This is a genomic window from Clostridium sp. AM28-20LB, from assembly GCF_003480665.1.
GTDB lineage: Bacteria > Bacillota > Clostridia > Lachnospirales > Lachnospiraceae > Otoolea > Otoolea fessa.
Genome location: NZ_QUJN01000003.1, coordinates 51,691 through 65,166, shown reverse-complemented (window position 1 = coordinate 65,166; position 13,476 = coordinate 51,691). Strand labels below are relative to the sequence as shown.

General features: G+C 48.7%; 18 protein-coding genes and 1 riboswitch. Of the genes, 13 read left to right on the top strand and 5 right to left on the bottom strand.

What is annotated here, in order from left to right; genetic code table 11:
* Positions 1 to 183: 183 nt before the first annotated feature.
* The 4 genes from DW739_RS07835 to DW739_RS07820 form a co-directional block, all read right to left on the bottom strand.
* A complete protein-coding gene (locus tag DW739_RS07835; RefSeq protein ID WP_118742875.1) occupies positions 184 to 471 on the bottom strand; it encodes a hypothetical protein in 288 nt (95 codons plus the stop codon).
* A 423-nt stretch (positions 472 to 894) separates the two neighbouring features.
* Positions 895 to 1,182 carry a hypothetical protein gene (locus tag DW739_RS07830; protein ID WP_118742874.1) on the bottom strand — a complete coding sequence of 96 codons (288 nt, stop codon included), beginning with the start codon at positions 1,180 to 1,182 and terminating at the stop codon, positions 895 to 897.
* Positions 1,183 to 1,284: 102 nt separating this feature from the next.
* Positions 1,285 to 2,064, bottom strand: coding sequence for a hypothetical protein (locus DW739_RS07825; protein WP_118742873.1), 780 nt, complete (start codon positions 2,062 to 2,064; stop codon positions 1,285 to 1,287).
* 46 nt (positions 2,065 to 2,110) lie between these two features.
* On the bottom strand, positions 2,111 to 2,422 hold the full coding sequence (locus tag DW739_RS07820) for a hypothetical protein (protein WP_118637391.1): 312 nt from the start codon (positions 2,420 to 2,422) through the stop codon (positions 2,111 to 2,113).
* 163 nt (positions 2,423 to 2,585) lie between these two features.
* A riboswitch (THF riboswitch) is annotated at positions 2,586 to 2,690 on the top strand.
* A 63-nt stretch (positions 2,691 to 2,753) separates the two neighbouring features.
* On the opposite strand from DW739_RS07820, the gene DW739_RS07815 reads away from it, so the two are divergent.
* The 4 genes from DW739_RS07815 to DW739_RS07800 all read left to right on the top strand — a co-directional run bounded on the left by DW739_RS07815 (position 2,754) and on the right by DW739_RS07800 (position 5,937).
* Positions 2,754 to 3,317, top strand: a complete 564-nt coding sequence (locus DW739_RS07815; protein WP_022359353.1) for a folate family ECF transporter S component — start codon at positions 2,754 to 2,756, stop codon at positions 3,315 to 3,317.
* Between the two features lie 127 nt (positions 3,318 to 3,444).
* Entirely contained in the window at positions 3,445 to 4,029 is a 585-nt protein-coding gene (locus DW739_RS07810; protein WP_022359354.1) for a biotin transporter BioY, read from the top strand.
* 311 nt (positions 4,030 to 4,340) lie between these two features.
* Entirely contained in the window at positions 4,341 to 5,168 is an 828-nt protein-coding gene (locus DW739_RS07805; protein ID WP_022359355.1) for an Mrp/NBP35 family ATP-binding protein, read from the top strand.
* A 37-nt stretch (positions 5,169 to 5,205) separates the two neighbouring features.
* Positions 5,206 to 5,937, top strand: a complete 732-nt coding sequence (locus DW739_RS07800; protein ID WP_118538152.1) for a GTP pyrophosphokinase family protein — start codon at positions 5,206 to 5,208, stop codon at positions 5,935 to 5,937.
* A gap of 46 nt (positions 5,938 to 5,983) precedes the next feature.
* Here the strand turns inward: DW739_RS07800 and DW739_RS07795 are convergent, their stop codons facing one another.
* Positions 5,984 to 6,865, bottom strand: coding sequence for a GNAT family N-acetyltransferase (locus DW739_RS07795; protein WP_182427959.1), 882 nt, complete (start codon positions 6,863 to 6,865; stop codon positions 5,984 to 5,986).
* Between the two features lie 281 nt (positions 6,866 to 7,146).
* Here DW739_RS07795 and DW739_RS07790 point away from each other — a divergent pair, with 281 nt between their 5' ends.
* The 9 genes from DW739_RS07790 to DW739_RS07755 all read left to right on the top strand — a co-directional run bounded on the left by DW739_RS07790 (position 7,147) and on the right by DW739_RS07755 (position 13,445).
* Positions 7,147 to 7,512, top strand: coding sequence for a CidA/LrgA family protein (locus DW739_RS07790; RefSeq protein ID WP_107000488.1), 366 nt, complete (start codon positions 7,147 to 7,149; stop codon positions 7,510 to 7,512).
* Positions 7,509 to 8,201 (top strand): LrgB family protein, encoded by a 693-nt coding sequence (locus tag DW739_RS07785; RefSeq protein WP_107000487.1) that lies wholly within the window; start codon positions 7,509 to 7,511, stop codon positions 8,199 to 8,201. Before DW739_RS07790 ends, DW739_RS07785 begins: the two co-directional genes overlap by 4 nt.
* Positions 8,202 to 8,322: 121 nt before the next feature.
* The gene (locus DW739_RS07780; RefSeq protein WP_333489839.1) at positions 8,323 to 9,087 is read left to right on the top strand and encodes a nitroreductase family protein; all 765 of its coding nucleotides are present in this window, start codon (positions 8,323 to 8,325) and stop codon (positions 9,085 to 9,087) included.
* A gap of 276 nt (positions 9,088 to 9,363) precedes the next feature.
* Positions 9,364 to 10,281: an orotidine-5'-phosphate decarboxylase gene (pyrF, locus tag DW739_RS07775; RefSeq protein ID WP_022359361.1), complete on the top strand. Its 918-nt coding sequence runs from the start codon at positions 9,364 to 9,366 to the stop codon at positions 10,279 to 10,281.
* Positions 10,282 to 10,291: 10 nt separating this feature from the next.
* Positions 10,292 to 11,056: a dihydroorotate dehydrogenase electron transfer subunit gene (locus tag DW739_RS07770; RefSeq protein WP_118491581.1), complete on the top strand. Its 765-nt coding sequence runs from the start codon at positions 10,292 to 10,294 to the stop codon at positions 11,054 to 11,056.
* A complete protein-coding gene (locus DW739_RS07765) occupies positions 11,053 to 11,958 on the top strand; it encodes a dihydroorotate dehydrogenase (protein ID WP_022359363.1) in 906 nt (301 codons plus the stop codon). The genes DW739_RS07770 and DW739_RS07765 overlap by 4 nt, the downstream gene beginning before the upstream one ends.
* Before the next feature lie 14 nt (positions 11,959 to 11,972).
* Complete coding sequence (gene pyrE / locus DW739_RS07760) at positions 11,973 to 12,647, top strand: orotate phosphoribosyltransferase (RefSeq protein WP_107000484.1); 675 nt, start codon at positions 11,973 to 11,975, stop codon at positions 12,645 to 12,647.
* Positions 12,648 to 12,721: 74 nt separating this feature from the next.
* On the top strand, positions 12,722 to 12,871 hold the full coding sequence (locus DW739_RS14895; RefSeq protein WP_022359365.1) for a hypothetical protein: 150 nt from the start codon (positions 12,722 to 12,724) through the stop codon (positions 12,869 to 12,871).
* Positions 12,872 to 12,977: 106 nt separating this feature from the next.
* The gene (locus tag DW739_RS07755) at positions 12,978 to 13,445 is read left to right on the top strand and encodes a VanZ family protein (protein ID WP_118538196.1); all 468 of its coding nucleotides are present in this window, start codon (positions 12,978 to 12,980) and stop codon (positions 13,443 to 13,445) included.
* Positions 13,446 to 13,476 lie beyond the last annotated feature (31 nt).

Here is a 13,476-nt window from a genome sequence, read left to right as displayed (position 1 = left end):
GGTCTGCGCCGTCATGCGGCTGAATTATAACCGCAAGGGAAGAAAATCCCCGGCGGCAGGAAACGCAAGCGAAATAAGTTAATGCTGCGTTAATGAGTCGCAAACCGGGAATGAATAAGGGGGCGGGGGAATAAATCCCTCGCCCCCGGAAGAGTGCCTATCCCATCGGGTAAGCAAACCGCATCAGCGGAACGCCGCTTTTAAGGAATTGATGATAAGGAAACCAATTCCTAAACCAGCTGTGATATAAACAACTGGCATCAGAGCTTCGATGATGATGTTAGCGAAAGTGAACATCTGGTTAATATCGAAGTTAATCGCGATACCAGAGCCAGAACTAGAAGCACCTGGATCAGCGGCAAAAGCCGGAACGGCACAAGCAGTAGACATGGCAACAGCCATCAGACCTGTTTTTGTTTTCATGCCAAGGTTAGCAACCTTGCCACGTACTTTTGTCAGCATTTCACTCATAGTTTGTCCTTTCCGTCCTCAAAGGGACTAATTTTATTATTTCAACCGCATCCCAGAACAGGGAATCAAAGACTTGCCGGGAGCGGGAGAAACCAAATTAATGGTTTTTATCTCTGATTTTCTTCGATAAATCGATACAGCAATAAATGAAAGAAAACAGAATCATCAGAAGTAATACAACGCTCATTTTCAATTTTCTCCTTTCATTTTGTCCAAACGTTTGGACAAGGGTTTATCATTGATTTGACAAAACAGCACATAACAGCAGAAGCTGAACACACTATATTCAATGAGTGAAACACCAAGAATCAAGGTAATCAATGCAGGTTTCATTGCTCCATCCTTTCTTGGGGTTGCCCCGGCGGGAAAATGTACCAAAACCGCCGGGGGAAATGTATGTCAAACGCGGTTAAGCGTTATGACCTATTTATTTACGGGTGCTACACCCGGTTTATTGAGGAGCTGTTTCACACCTACGATACGGAAATCAGAACGATCACCGTATTCTGTGAACGTACACAGGAACAGTGCTACATCGCCGCGGCGAACGCCTGCATAAACTTCCTGCGGGCATCTGATAGTGGCAATGTCTACGCCATCATTCTGAGCCACATTCAGACGATAAGATTTCATTGTCTGACCCTCGTTATTCTTCCAATCACGCGGCTCTGGTTTTCCTACTACTTCTAATTTTGCTTCGATATTTAACATGATATTTTTCTCCTTTTCTTATGTGCCCCCGGAACGCCGGGGCGGTAATAGCTAATTACTTAGGTTATATATGGTAACTGTACATTTTAAACGGATTTAAAGTTACATTGCAGATTCGTCCGGGTAAACAATGTTAATTTCAATCTTGTATGCCTTGCCATCTGCGGCGCGACGCTCATCGTTCAGAAACGGTTCACATACCTTTCGAATCGCATCGGTAACAACTGATTCCCAAGTTGCCCCGGTAGCCATGTTAAGACGCATAACGGGGATATTCATGTCCCGAACATTCTTCTTTTCTTTTTTGCCAGCATCCTCGTTTTCTTCATCCTCTTCGGACTCATCCGAAGAATCAACTTCGGATGTTTTAGAAGCGGATAACTTCTTAATGTCTTTAATAGTTGCGTTCGGATCGACTTGGGCGATCACTTCGTCATTCAGTTTGAGCATTGCAACCAACTGAGAACTTGAAAACTTCGCATACTCTTTACTAAGCAATTTCGTAGGTTGTCCAGCATCGTCCTTGACGGAATATTTCAAACATACGTTAATAAAGTTGTACGCCGAACTGCGGCTGAATCCGTACTGCGTCTGCACAAAATCCTCAAAAGTCTTGAAGTCCAATTCTTTATATAATTTCTTCTGGCGAATCAAAACCAGCTCATAGCCGATTTTAACGAAATTTTTGGTAAGGTCTTTTACCAAAGTATCGAGGGTTTTAATTCGATCTGAAAGTTCTTTCGAAAGCACATCCGGGTTGCTATCCTTTGATACTGGTGGATTCATAACATTCGGAGTGACGGAAGTTTCTGTATCTGTAGAAGCGGAAGCCGGACTATTTGTGGCTTCGGTTTCTTTCTTCTGTAATTCATTTGTATTCATATATACATGCCCTTTCTTGTTTGTCCAAACGTTTGGACATTTTGAGTTATACGGACTCTTCGAAGAATTTCTTAGCAAGTGCTTCGAAGTCGATTGATTCAAGCATTACTTTGTAAACATCCACATAAAGGGGATTTACCGATCCCGGCATGAAGCTAACAGCGATATAGTTCTTTAAGAGGTAAGCACCGCTTTTTAAGAACTCGTCTACACTGTGTCCAGTTTGTAAAGCAAGAGCGGCACTTTCACGGCTGAAAAGTTCACGCGCAACCATGTTGAGGTTGAAATCATTGTTCAGATAGTACCAGAGGATTCTGGTTAATGAATCTTCCAGTGTTTCCTTTTTTACTGCAATCATAGCCATTTTCCTTTCTGTAAAATGTCCAAACGTTTGGACATTTTGCACAACCCATATAAAAAAATTAGTAGCATTAAGAACGCTCGTTCTTTATACTACTAATTATAAAACTTACACTTGAAAAGCGGGAAAATTGTGGTATGATGTAAAAGATAAAAAAAAACGCAGAGTAGGAATACAGGCGTTAAGTGCCGGTTGAACAGGGAGTTGTCAGCCGGACGAAGAGACCCTCCGGGGTTTCGCGGTCAGTATTCCGCATCCCGCTGCATCGTTGATACAATCTATCTCCTGATGTGGTTCGAGAGATCTGCAGAAAAGGAGGTATTTTTTTATGAAAAAATTTGCAGTATGTTATCAGGCATCCTTTCAGGAACTGAAACACGTGAAAACACTCACGACTGCCGCCATGCTGATGGCTGTCTCCGTTGTTCTGGGATACTTCACGATTGAGGCTGGTCCGTATTTGAAAATCGGATTCGGCGGTGTGGTCAACCAGTTTGTCTACTACCTCTTCGGTCCGGTGGCTGGAGCGGTCTATGGCGGAGTCTTGGACCTGGTCAAATATGTCGTAAAGCCGACGGGGGCATTTTTTCCGGGATTTACGCTGAATGCGATGCTGGGCGGCGTGCTATATGGCACAATTCTGTATCGGAAACCGCTTACCTTCCGCCGGGCGCTCTGGGCGGATCTGGTGGTGGCGCTGATCTGCAACATATTTTTGAACACACTCTGGCTTAGCATGATGTCTGGAAAAGCAATGATGGTGCTTCTGCCGATGCGTGTGCTTAAGAATCTCATCAAGTGGCCGGTGGATGCAGCACTCTTTTACCTGATTGCAAAACGGATGGAGAGTCTTGGGCTTGTGCGGATGATCCGTAAATTCCAGGCGGAGTGATGCTGGAGGATTCGTTTTGAGCAAAAGGAAACATACATGGACAGCGAAAGTCTGCGGGCACGGTGGCTGCATGCCATGAAAGGAACCGTTTATGAAAAAATGCATCATGCATGATGGAGGAAAACAGATGAGAGAAAAAGCAGTTTCGCGGAGCCGGGAACATTCGAAGGATGTGGCGCTTTGCGGTCTGTTTGCGGCGCTGGTCGCCGTGGGGGCATTTATCAAGGTTGTCATTCCGACCGGCGCAGATACCATGAACTTCACCTTGCAGTGGTTTTTCGTGATGCTGGCAGCATTTCTGCTGGGCTCCAGACGGGCATTTACCAGTGTGGGTGTCTATTTGCTGATTGGACTTGCGGGCGTCCCGATCTTTGCACGCGGCGGCGGTCCGGCGTATCTGCTGCGCCCGACCTTTGGTTTTCTGCTGGGATTTCTCCTTGCGGCGTGGGTCATGGGAAAGGTCTGTGAATGTTTGAATTCCTGGAAAATGGGAGCGCTGATGACGGCGGCGACGGCTGGATATGTGGTATATTATGGAATGGGAATGGTTTATTTCTATCTGATTACCCATCTCGTAACCCTGCAGCCGATCGGCTGGAAAGCGATTGTGCTGGTTTACTGCCTGCCGGAGATGCCGGCGGATTATATTCTCTGCATTCTGGCGGCGATCATGGCAAGACGGCTGCGCCCGATGGTACAGGCGTATCTGTAGAGAAAAATGAATAGGATATAAAAAAGACAGACAGTCTGAATGCAGTGCAGCAAAAGGGCTGTCTGTTTTTGTCTCATAGAAAACGTTACTGTTCACGCATACGTGTACAGTAACGGCACATTCTTTTGTAACGCTGCCAGTTGTGTTTGCCCCTATCATTTTTGCAGAAAATATGGTAAAATGTACGGAGATTACGACAGGGGAGGATTTGGGCGTTACAGGTTTTTGGTCTTGGAAAACGTCTGAAGAGGATGCAAAAACGAAAACCAGCGAACGATCAGAATCCAACCTGATAAAAAGGAGAAGTATGTATGAGTGAGAATTGCAGTCATAATTGTTCAAGCTGCGGCGAAACGTGTGCCAGCCGGACGATGGAGAGTTTCCGGGTGCCGTTAAATCCACAGAGTTCAGTTAAAAAAGTAATTGGTGTAGTCAGCGGCAAGGGCGGCGTCGGAAAATCCCTGGTGACATCCCTGATGGCATGTAAGATGCGTGCGAGAAACAACCGCGTTGGCATTCTTGATGCAGATATTACAGGACCGTCGATCCCGAAGGCATTTGGCATTCACGGCATGGTAGGTGTGACAGCGGATCAGCTGATGTTGCCGCGCACGACCTCGACGGGGATAGAGATTCTTTCTTCGAACCTGATTCTGGAGCATGAGACGGATCCGGTAATTTGGCGTGGACCGGTTGTGGGCGGCGTGATTAAGCAGTTCTGGAGCGAGGCACTCTGGAAGGACATTGATTATATGTTTGTCGATATGCCTCCGGGAACCGGCGATGTGCCGCTGACTGTATTTCAGTCCCTGCCGCTGGCAGGTATTATCATTGTGACTTCCCCGCAGGAGCTGGTTTCGATGATCGTGGCAAAAGCGGTCAACATGGCGAAGAAGATGGATATTCCGATTCTGGGACTGGTTGAAAACATGAGTTATCTGGAATGTCCGGACTGCGGAAAGAAGATTTCTGTGTTCGGTGAAAGCCATATCGAGGAGACGGCAGACGAGTATGAGATTCCGGTGCTTGCGAAGATTCCGATCGATCCGTCGATTGCGTCCAAGGTGGACGAGGGGCTGGTTGAGTATGTGGAATCCCCATGGCTGGATGCGGCGGCTGACGCAGTGGAGAAGGCATAAAAGAATATAGATATATAGAAGAGGTGGAAGAATACAAATGAATATTGCTCAGAATCCCAACAGCGAGCTGAGCCATTTCGCGGTCAATACGCCTCAGGTGTTTGAGATTCCTGAGACATTCCGGGAGACGGCAAGGCAGTTTCAGGAAGCGATGATGCAGTACAGCTGCGCGATTCGAGAGTTTAAGACGAAGCTGGAAGTGCTCAACGATGAGCTTTCCATGCGGAATGCAAGAAACCCGATCGAGATGATCAAGGCGAGAGTGAAGAAGCCGAAGAGTATTGTAGAAAAACTGCAGCGGCGCGGACTTCCGCTTTCGATCGAATCGATGGAGTCCAACCTGGATGATATAGCGGGTGTCCGTGTGATATGTTCGTTTGTGGACGATATTTACGAGATCAGCCGGATGCTGGAACGCCAGGATGATGTGACCATCATTGCGATCAAGGATTATATCAAGGCGCCGAAGGAAAACGGCTACCGCAGCTACCACATGATCGTGGAAGTACCGGTATTCTTTTCAAACAGTAAGAAAAATATCCGTGTGGAAGTCCAGATCCGCACGATCGCCATGGATTTCTGGGCGAGTCTGGATCACCAGCTCAAGTATAAAAAGCAGCTGGATGCCCAGGAAGCCGCAGAGATCGGTGCGGAGCTGAAAAAGTGCGCGGATGTCATCGCGGAGACGGATTGCAAGATGTTAAGCATCCGTCAGAAGATTGAGGAAAAACATCCGATGCAGGAAGAATATCGTGATGTAAACGAATAGCTCATGTATCGGGGTGCTTTTGGCGGCTGAAGCGCCTGCCATATCTTTAATACATAAAATAGGACAGGGTTTCGGTAATTCGGAACCCTGCTTTTTTATAGATCGAGAGTGCCGGATAATTGTCACTGCTGACGTGAAGAACAATCCGGGTGCAGCCGCGCGTGATCAGATCGTTTAAGACCAGACAGAAAGCAGCTTCACCGATTCCCAGTCCGCGGCAGAGGTCATGGACCCGGAAACCGTAGAAACAGGCATGAAATGTGCCGGGAACGTCCGGGACGGGCTGCATACGCGCCATGCACACGGCAGCCGGAGAGCACATCGGATCCGGCGGAGTCTCTAAAAATTCATAGGTCAGAATTGTAACGGCCGGATCTGGATCATCGGCGCTGTGGAAGCAGTCCCAGCAACTGTCGGGATCAACACTTTCGTTGACGTCACCTTCCGGTGCAGAAGTGCAGGTAAAGGTAAGCGGGCGTTTTTCAACCATGGGAGAGTCAAAGCGTTCGGCCGCCGGGTCAAAGTCCCATTTCATCTGATATTCCTGATCAACGCGGTCAGCGTGAATGGCTTTCATCGTGGCAGCCGTATCAGCAGATTCCGGGTCAACCGGAAATAGAATATCGTGCTCACCGGAGATGTCGCAGGCTTTTTCTAAGAGTGCGGCAAAATATCCGCGTCGGCGCAGGGAAGGGCGGGTGAAGGCGATGCATTCGACGGGTTCCTCGTCCGAAGAGCCATCCGGTGGAAGGAGCATTCCCATGATGGCTGCAAGTGTCTCTGATTCATCCAGAAGAAGCAGGAAACAATTTCCGTCTTCAAATGGGAAAGAAATGTGGATTGGCTGCGTCTTCTGGCATTCATTCAACAGTGCCAGGATCTGTTCTGCCTGTCTGGCAGAGAGTGAGTTTGTCTGAATTAAATTCATAACTTCTAATCCTTTCTTTCTTGCGATACAAAGTGTACCAGCCACGAAAAGCAGCTGGGAAGATAAGTCTTTCATAAAGATAAACGTATTTGCGGATAAAAACTTCACGCTTTTTGGAACGAAAATGTCTGGATTTTACGAATCGGAAAAGCTTACCTGTATCGTATAAAAAAGACGCAAAAAATTCAAGGAAATTGACAGAATTTATGCTAATTTTCATATTGTCCTATAAATTTGAGAGTGATAGAATAGAGGCATTAAATACGAAAGGTGAAGACATCATGAAGTACTTGAAAGAAGTGACAATTATTTTTGGCATCACAATGTTGGGAGAGTTTTTGAACTATCTGCTTCCGTTTCCGGTTCCGTCTGGCGTATACGGATTGTTCATTCTTCTGCTTCTGCTTTGCACAGGTGCATTACATACAGAAGATGTGGCGGAAGTGGGAGATTTCTTCCTGGATACGATGCCGATTATGTTTATACCGGCAGGTGTAGGTCTGCTTGACAGCGTGCAGGAGGCGGAGTCCATCCTGGTGCCGCTGACCGTGATTACCGTGATTTCGACGGTATTTGTTATGGTTGCGACCGGGTGCGTGGCGCAGAGCATTATCCGCAGAAAGAATAAAGGAGGTGCGAAAGCATGAATGGACTGATTCATTCTTCTCTTTATTTTGGAATGCTGGTCAGCGTCGGCGCGTATATGTTGGGCGTCTGGCTGAAAAAGAAGACCGGCTGGGCGATTTTAAATCCGCTGCTGGTTGCAATTATAGTTGTGATTGCATTTTTATCTGTTTTTCATATAGAATATAAGGAGTATAACCGCGGTGCGGTGTATCTGGGCTATTTCCTGACACCGGCGACGGTCTGTCTGGCGATTCCGCTGTATAAGCAGCTGGAGCTTTTGCGCCAGCACCTGATTGCGGTTGCTTCTGCAATCGTGGCAGGGGTAGCGGGAAGTGTCGGCAGTATCTATGTGATGTGCCGTTTCTTTCAGCTGGAGCATACGCACTATGTGACATTGCTTCCAAAGTCCATTACGACGGCGATTGGCATGGGCGTCAGCGAAGAAGCGGGCGGTATCGTGACGCTGACGGTTATCAGCATTATAATTACAGGAATTTTGGGAAATATTATAGCCGACTGGCTGTTTCAGATATTTAAAATTGAAGAGCCAATCGCGAAGGGTCTGGCACTTGGAACGGCAGCTCATGCGATTGGAACGGCAAAGGCGCTGGAATTAGGCGAGATCGAGGGTGCGATGAGCAGCTTGTCAATTGCGGTCGCCGGTCTTTTGACCGTAGTGGTAGTACCACTGATGTCGGGACTGATTTAAAGGTGGTGCTGAAACGGTCAGAATTTGTATAGAAATTGGAATGCACATAGAGAGGCAGAGAAAAAGATACTGCGGGTCATGCGCATGATAACGGCAGCAAAAAGATAGGAGGGGAGCAGGTATGATGAATTTGTATGAGGCGATAGGATGTCGCCATTCAGTTCGAAAATACACCGATCGGGAGGTCACGGAGAAGCTGCGTGGGCAGATCCTGTCCTATTTTGATAAGACCTCCCGGTTAAATGACCGGATCCGGGTTGAGGCAGTGATATTCGACAATACAAAGAAAAAAGCCGATGTCCACGGACTCTGGAAGGTGGATGCTCCCTACTATCTGGCGATCTATTCGGACCAGGAGGAAGGCTGCGAGCGCAATGCCGGTTATCTGATGGAGCAGATGGTGCTCTATATGACGGCAAAAGGGCTTGGAACCTGCTATTTGGGCAGCGTGCAGCCGGCGCAGAAGGTGCGCGGCGGCAAACGCTGCCTGATGATGGTCGCATTCGGCTACCCGGAGGGCAAGCTCTACCGTGAAAGCCCGCTGGCAAAGCGCCTCCCGCTCAATGAACTCTGTATTTTCAAGGAAGAAGCCGGAGAGCAGATGAAGACGATTCTCCGTGCGGCGCGTCTCGCACCGTCCGCGATGAACACCCAGCCGTGGCGCTTCATCGTCTATTCCGACCGAATCTATGTGTTCGCCCTAAAAACCCGCTTTCCGGGCAAGAGCTTCCATGCGATGCGCGAATTCAGCATCGGCATCATGCTCTCCCACATTATGCTCGCCGCCGAAGAACTCTGGATGGAACTTCAGACGGAGACGGAGGAACATTTTGCGGCTAAAAGTTACAAAAATGGAGATTATGTGGCGACGTTGACGCTGCATTAGATGCATTGATTCATTGTATTAAATGTTGAAATAGTTTATATTTGAGCAAGAAAAACTAATTTTGCAATTTTAAAACCAATTATTCAAAGAAACGATACACTCAAGAAAGAAGCGCGCCAGCCGTCCGATGCCGTGACAGCTGGCGCGCTTCTTTCGGGGCAATCAAAAGGGCATAAGCAAAAACCCTTTTTTCCTTGCTCCGTGCCCTTGAAAGCGCCCTCCACTTATGATAAAATAAGTTGATTATTTATGAGAGATACTCTGGAGGAGAACGTGATGGTTAGTAAATTGATTGAGAAGATTCAGAAGACAAAGGCACCGATCTGTGTAGGACTGGATCCGATGCTTGGATATATTCCGGAGCACGTGAAGGAAAAAGCATTTGCGGAGTTCGGAGAGACCCTGGAAGGAGCGGCAGAGGCGATCTGGCAGTTTAACTGTGCGATCGTGGATGCGACGGCTGATCTGATTCCGGCGGTCAAACCGCAGATTGCGATGTATGAGCAGTTTGGCATCGAAGGCCTGAAAGCGTATGACCGGACTGTCAAATACTGCCAGCAGAAGGGTTTAATTGTCATCGGAGACATCAAGCGCGGCGACATCGGTTCCACATCGGCTGCCTACGCAACCGGTCATCTCGGCAGCGTGAAGGTTGGAAATACGACCTGTTCCGCGTTCAATACCGAGTATGTGACGGTCAATCCGTATCTGGGAACCGACGGCGTGAAACCATTTGTGGACGAGTGCAACGCATCCGACCGCGGTATCTTTGTACTGGTAAAGACTTCTAACCCATCCAGTGGCGAGTTCCAGGATCGTCTGGTGGACGGCCGCCCGCTTTATGAGCTGGTAGCGGAGAAGGTCGTTGAGTGGGGGGAGGCTTCCATGGATGGCGACTACAGTAATGTAGGCGCAGTTGTGGGCGCAACTTACCCGGAGATGAGCAAGATTCTGCGTAAGCTGATGCCGAAGACTTACTTTCTGGTTCCGGGTTATGGCGCACAGGGCGGTACGGCAGAAGACTTAAAATACTGCTTCAACGAGGATGGACTGGGCGCGATCGTCAATTCTTCCCGCGGTATCATCGCAGCATACAAGAAAGACGCATACGCCAAATTCGGTCCGGAGCATTTTGCGGACGCATCGAGACAGGCTGTCATTGATATGATTGCGGACATCGGACGCGTACTGTAAGGAGGAGCTCATGGCACAGAAGAAAGAGACAGCAGTTGTATATAGTCAGGAAGAACTGGCACCTGGCATTTTCAGTATGTGGATCGTGACGGACATAGCGGACGAGGCAAGACCGGGACAGTTTATCTCGGTCTACAGCCAGGACGGTTCCAGACTTCTTCCGCGCCCGATCAGTATCTGCGAGGCAGATCCGGATGAAGGACGCCTGCGGATCGTATACCGGATTGCCGGTAAAGGAACGGATGAATTTTCCAAATATGTTTCCGGAGACTCGATCGACATCATGGGACCTCTGGGAAATGGTTTCCCGCAGGAGGGCGAAAATGTATTTCTGATCGGCGGCGGTATCGGTGTTCCGCCGATGCTTGAGATGGCGAAACAGTTAAACTGCGAAAAACAGATCATTTTAGGATACCGGGATGAAAATCTCTTCCTCCGGGATGAATTTGAGGCATATGGAGAAGTCTTTGTGGCGACCGAGGACGGAAGCGTCGGCACGAAGGGCAATGTCCTGGACGCGATCCGGGAGCAGAACCTGACGGCGGATGTGATCTACGCCTGCGGACCGACCCCGATGCTGCGCGCCATCAAGGAGTATGCGGCAGAAAAGGGAATCAAGTGCTATATTTCCCTGGAGGAGAAGATGGCATGTGGAATCGGCGCCTGTCTGGCATGTGTCTGCCAGTCGAAGGATGTAGACCACCACAGCAATGTACACAACAAGCGGATCTGCAAGGATGGTCCCGTATTTTTAGCCGAGGAGGTAGAATTATGAGACAGATGGCAGTCAATCTTGCGGGTGTAGAGCTTAAAAACCCGGTCATGACGGCATCCGGAACCTTTGGTTCAGGGGCAGAGTACGGCGAGATGGTCGATCTGAACAAGCTCGGCGCGGTTGTGACCAAGGGTGTGGCAAATGTGCCGTGGCCAGGCAATCCGACCCCGCGTATTGCGGAGGTGTACGGCGGCATGATCAACGCGATCGGCTTACAGAATCCGGGGTATGATTTATTTGCATCGAGGGATATCCCGTTTTTACGTCAGTATGATACGAAGATTATCGTCAATGTATGTGGAAAAACGACGGAAGATTACGTCGATGTAGTGGAAAAACTGGCGAGCCAGCCGGTCGATATGCTGGAGATCAACATTTCCTGCCCGAACGTCAAGGAGGGCGGCATCGCATTTGGACAGGATCCGAAAGCAGTGGAGGCGATCACCCGCGAGGTAAAACGCCATGCGAAACAGCCGATTATCATGAAGCTCAGCCCGAATGTTACCGACATCACGGAGATGGCGAAGGCAGCCGAGGCAGGCGGTGCGGATGTGCTGTCCCTGATCAACACACTGACTGGCATGAAGATCGATATTAACCGGAGAACCTTTGCGGTAGCCAACCGTACCGGCGGTCTGTCCGGTCCGGCAGTGAAACCAGTGGCAGTCCGCATGGTTTACCAGGTGGCGCAGGCGGTCAAGCTTCCGATCATCGGCATGGGCGGTATCATGAATGCGGACGATGCGATCGAATTTATTCTGGCAGGCGCAAGCGCGGTGGCAGTCGGTACGGCGAATTTCCATAATCCGTATGCGACGGAGGAGATCGTGAAGGGCATCGACGCCTACATGGAAAAATATGGCATTGAAGATATACATGAACTGATTGGTGCGGTTCGGTAAGATAGGAGAGTATGATGGAACAGTATAAGCAGGAATTTATCAATTTCATGGTAGAGAGCGAAGTGCTCAAGTTTGGCGAATTTACCCTAAAGAGCGGACGTAAATCTCCGTTCTTCATGAACGCGGGTGCATATGTAACCGGTACGCAGCTGCGCCGTCTGGGCGAGTATTACGCAAAGGCGATTCATGACAACTATGGTCTGGATTTCGATGTCCTGTTTGGACCGGCTTACAAGGGAATCCCGCTGGCAGTTGCCACCTCGATGGCGATCAGTGAGCTGTACGGCAAAGAAGTACGTTACTGCTCCAACCGGAAAGAGGTCAAGGATCACGGCGATACCGGCATCCTTCTGGGAAGCAAGTTAAAGGACGGCGACCGCGTCGTTATCATCGAGGATGTAACCACTTCCGGTAAATCCATCGAGGAGACCTTCCCGATCCTCAAATCCCAGGCAGATGTGGAGATCAAAGGCCTGATGGTATCTTTAAACCGTATGGAGCGCGGCAAGGGAGAAAAGTGTGCGCTGGATGAGATCAAGGAACTGTACGGCTTCCCGACCGCAGCGATCGTATCGATGTCAGATGTCGTAGAGTGCCTGTACAACAAGGAGTGCCAGGGCAAGGTCGTGATCGACGATACACTGAAAGCAGCGATCGACGCATACTATGAGCAGTACGGTGCAAAATAGAGATTTGGTTCACGGAGCGGCATGCTTGAAATGGGAAATGCCATGCGACGGAGTGTAAGAAGGAGCGGATCGATATGGAAAAGATCTACAAAACGATGCAGGGAACCGGTGTGATTAATATCGTGATTGGAAGTGTGATCATCACGGTAGGGCTGGCAGCCGGTGTGATGGCGATCGTCAGCGGTGCGTTTTTACTGAAACGCAAATCAGATATTACATTCTAAAAATTGGATTTGAAACAGGGCAGATATGCCCAGTCGAAAGAGAAAAACCGTATGACCGGGGACGGTGTACGGTTTTTCTCATTTCTGGCAGTTTATGTGGGGAATTATGTGGAAACGGACAAAAACGCATCAGAAGGTGTGCTGGATATTCTTTGTCGCATACCTGGTGCTTCTTATATATTTTATGTTTTTTTCGGACGGATTCGGGCGCGCGCCGCATGTGGAGTATGCCTATAATCTCGTTTTATTTAAGGAAATCAAACGGTTTTATATTTATCGTGATATAGTGGGGACGGAAGCGTTCCTGTTAAATACGGCTGGCAACGTGGTGTGCTTCATGCCGTTTGGATTTTTCCTGCCGATCATCAGTTCGAGATTTGGAAAATGGTACCTGATGTTGATTCTGAGCTTCCTTCTGACTTTGAGCATCGAGACGATTCAGCTCGTATTCAAGGTGGGAAGTTTTGATGTGGATGATATGTTTTTAAATACGTTAGGTGGAATTGCTGGCTACCTCTGCCAGTGGATTACACGTGCAATTGGGAGGTGTCTGCATGGGACGTCAAACAGATAACCGGATTTCTTATATCCGCAAGCCGATGGCA

Excerpts from the sequence above, each read along its gene's own strand:
- pyrE (WP_107000484.1), top strand. The coding sequence starts at position 11,973 with ATGGAACAGTATAAGCAGGAATTTATCAATTTCATGGTAGAGAGCGAA.
- DW739_RS07780 (WP_333489839.1), top strand. The coding sequence starts at position 8,323 with ATGATGAATTTGTATGAGGCGATAGGATGTCGCCATTCAGTTCGAAAA.
- DW739_RS07835 (WP_118742875.1), bottom strand. The coding sequence starts at position 471 with ATGAGTGAAATGCTGACAAAAGTACGTGGCAAGGTTGCTAACCTTGGC.
- DW739_RS07820 (WP_118637391.1), bottom strand. The coding sequence starts at position 2,422 with ATGATTGCAGTAAAAAAGGAAACACTGGAAGATTCATTAACCAGAATC.
- DW739_RS07785 (WP_107000487.1), top strand. The coding sequence starts at position 7,509 with ATGAATGGACTGATTCATTCTTCTCTTTATTTTGGAATGCTGGTCAGC.
- DW739_RS07800 (WP_118538152.1), top strand. The coding sequence starts at position 5,206 with ATGAATATTGCTCAGAATCCCAACAGCGAGCTGAGCCATTTCGCGGTC.
- DW739_RS07805 (WP_022359355.1), top strand. The coding sequence starts at position 4,341 with ATGAGTGAGAATTGCAGTCATAATTGTTCAAGCTGCGGCGAAACGTGT.
- DW739_RS07825 (WP_118742873.1), bottom strand. The coding sequence starts at position 2,064 with ATGAATACAAATGAATTACAGAAGAAAGAAACCGAAGCCACAAATAGT.
- DW739_RS07795 (WP_182427959.1), bottom strand. The coding sequence starts at position 6,865 with ATGAATTTAATTCAGACAAACTCACTCTCTGCCAGACAGGCAGAACAG.
- DW739_RS07765 (WP_022359363.1), top strand. The coding sequence starts at position 11,053 with ATGAGACAGATGGCAGTCAATCTTGCGGGTGTAGAGCTTAAAAACCCG.
- DW739_RS07815 (WP_022359353.1), top strand. The coding sequence starts at position 2,754 with ATGAAAAAATTTGCAGTATGTTATCAGGCATCCTTTCAGGAACTGAAA.
- pyrF (WP_022359361.1), top strand. The coding sequence starts at position 9,364 with ATGGTTAGTAAATTGATTGAGAAGATTCAGAAGACAAAGGCACCGATC.
- DW739_RS07790 (WP_107000488.1), top strand. The coding sequence starts at position 7,147 with ATGAAGTACTTGAAAGAAGTGACAATTATTTTTGGCATCACAATGTTG.
- DW739_RS07755 (WP_118538196.1), top strand. The coding sequence starts at position 12,978 with ATGTGGAAACGGACAAAAACGCATCAGAAGGTGTGCTGGATATTCTTT.
- DW739_RS07770 (WP_118491581.1), top strand. The coding sequence starts at position 10,292 with ATGGCACAGAAGAAAGAGACAGCAGTTGTATATAGTCAGGAAGAACTG.
- DW739_RS14895 (WP_022359365.1), top strand. The coding sequence starts at position 12,722 with ATGGAAAAGATCTACAAAACGATGCAGGGAACCGGTGTGATTAATATC.
- DW739_RS07830 (WP_118742874.1), bottom strand. The coding sequence starts at position 1,182 with ATGTTAAATATCGAAGCAAAATTAGAAGTAGTAGGAAAACCAGAGCCG.
- DW739_RS07810 (WP_022359354.1), top strand. The coding sequence starts at position 3,445 with ATGAGAGAAAAAGCAGTTTCGCGGAGCCGGGAACATTCGAAGGATGTG.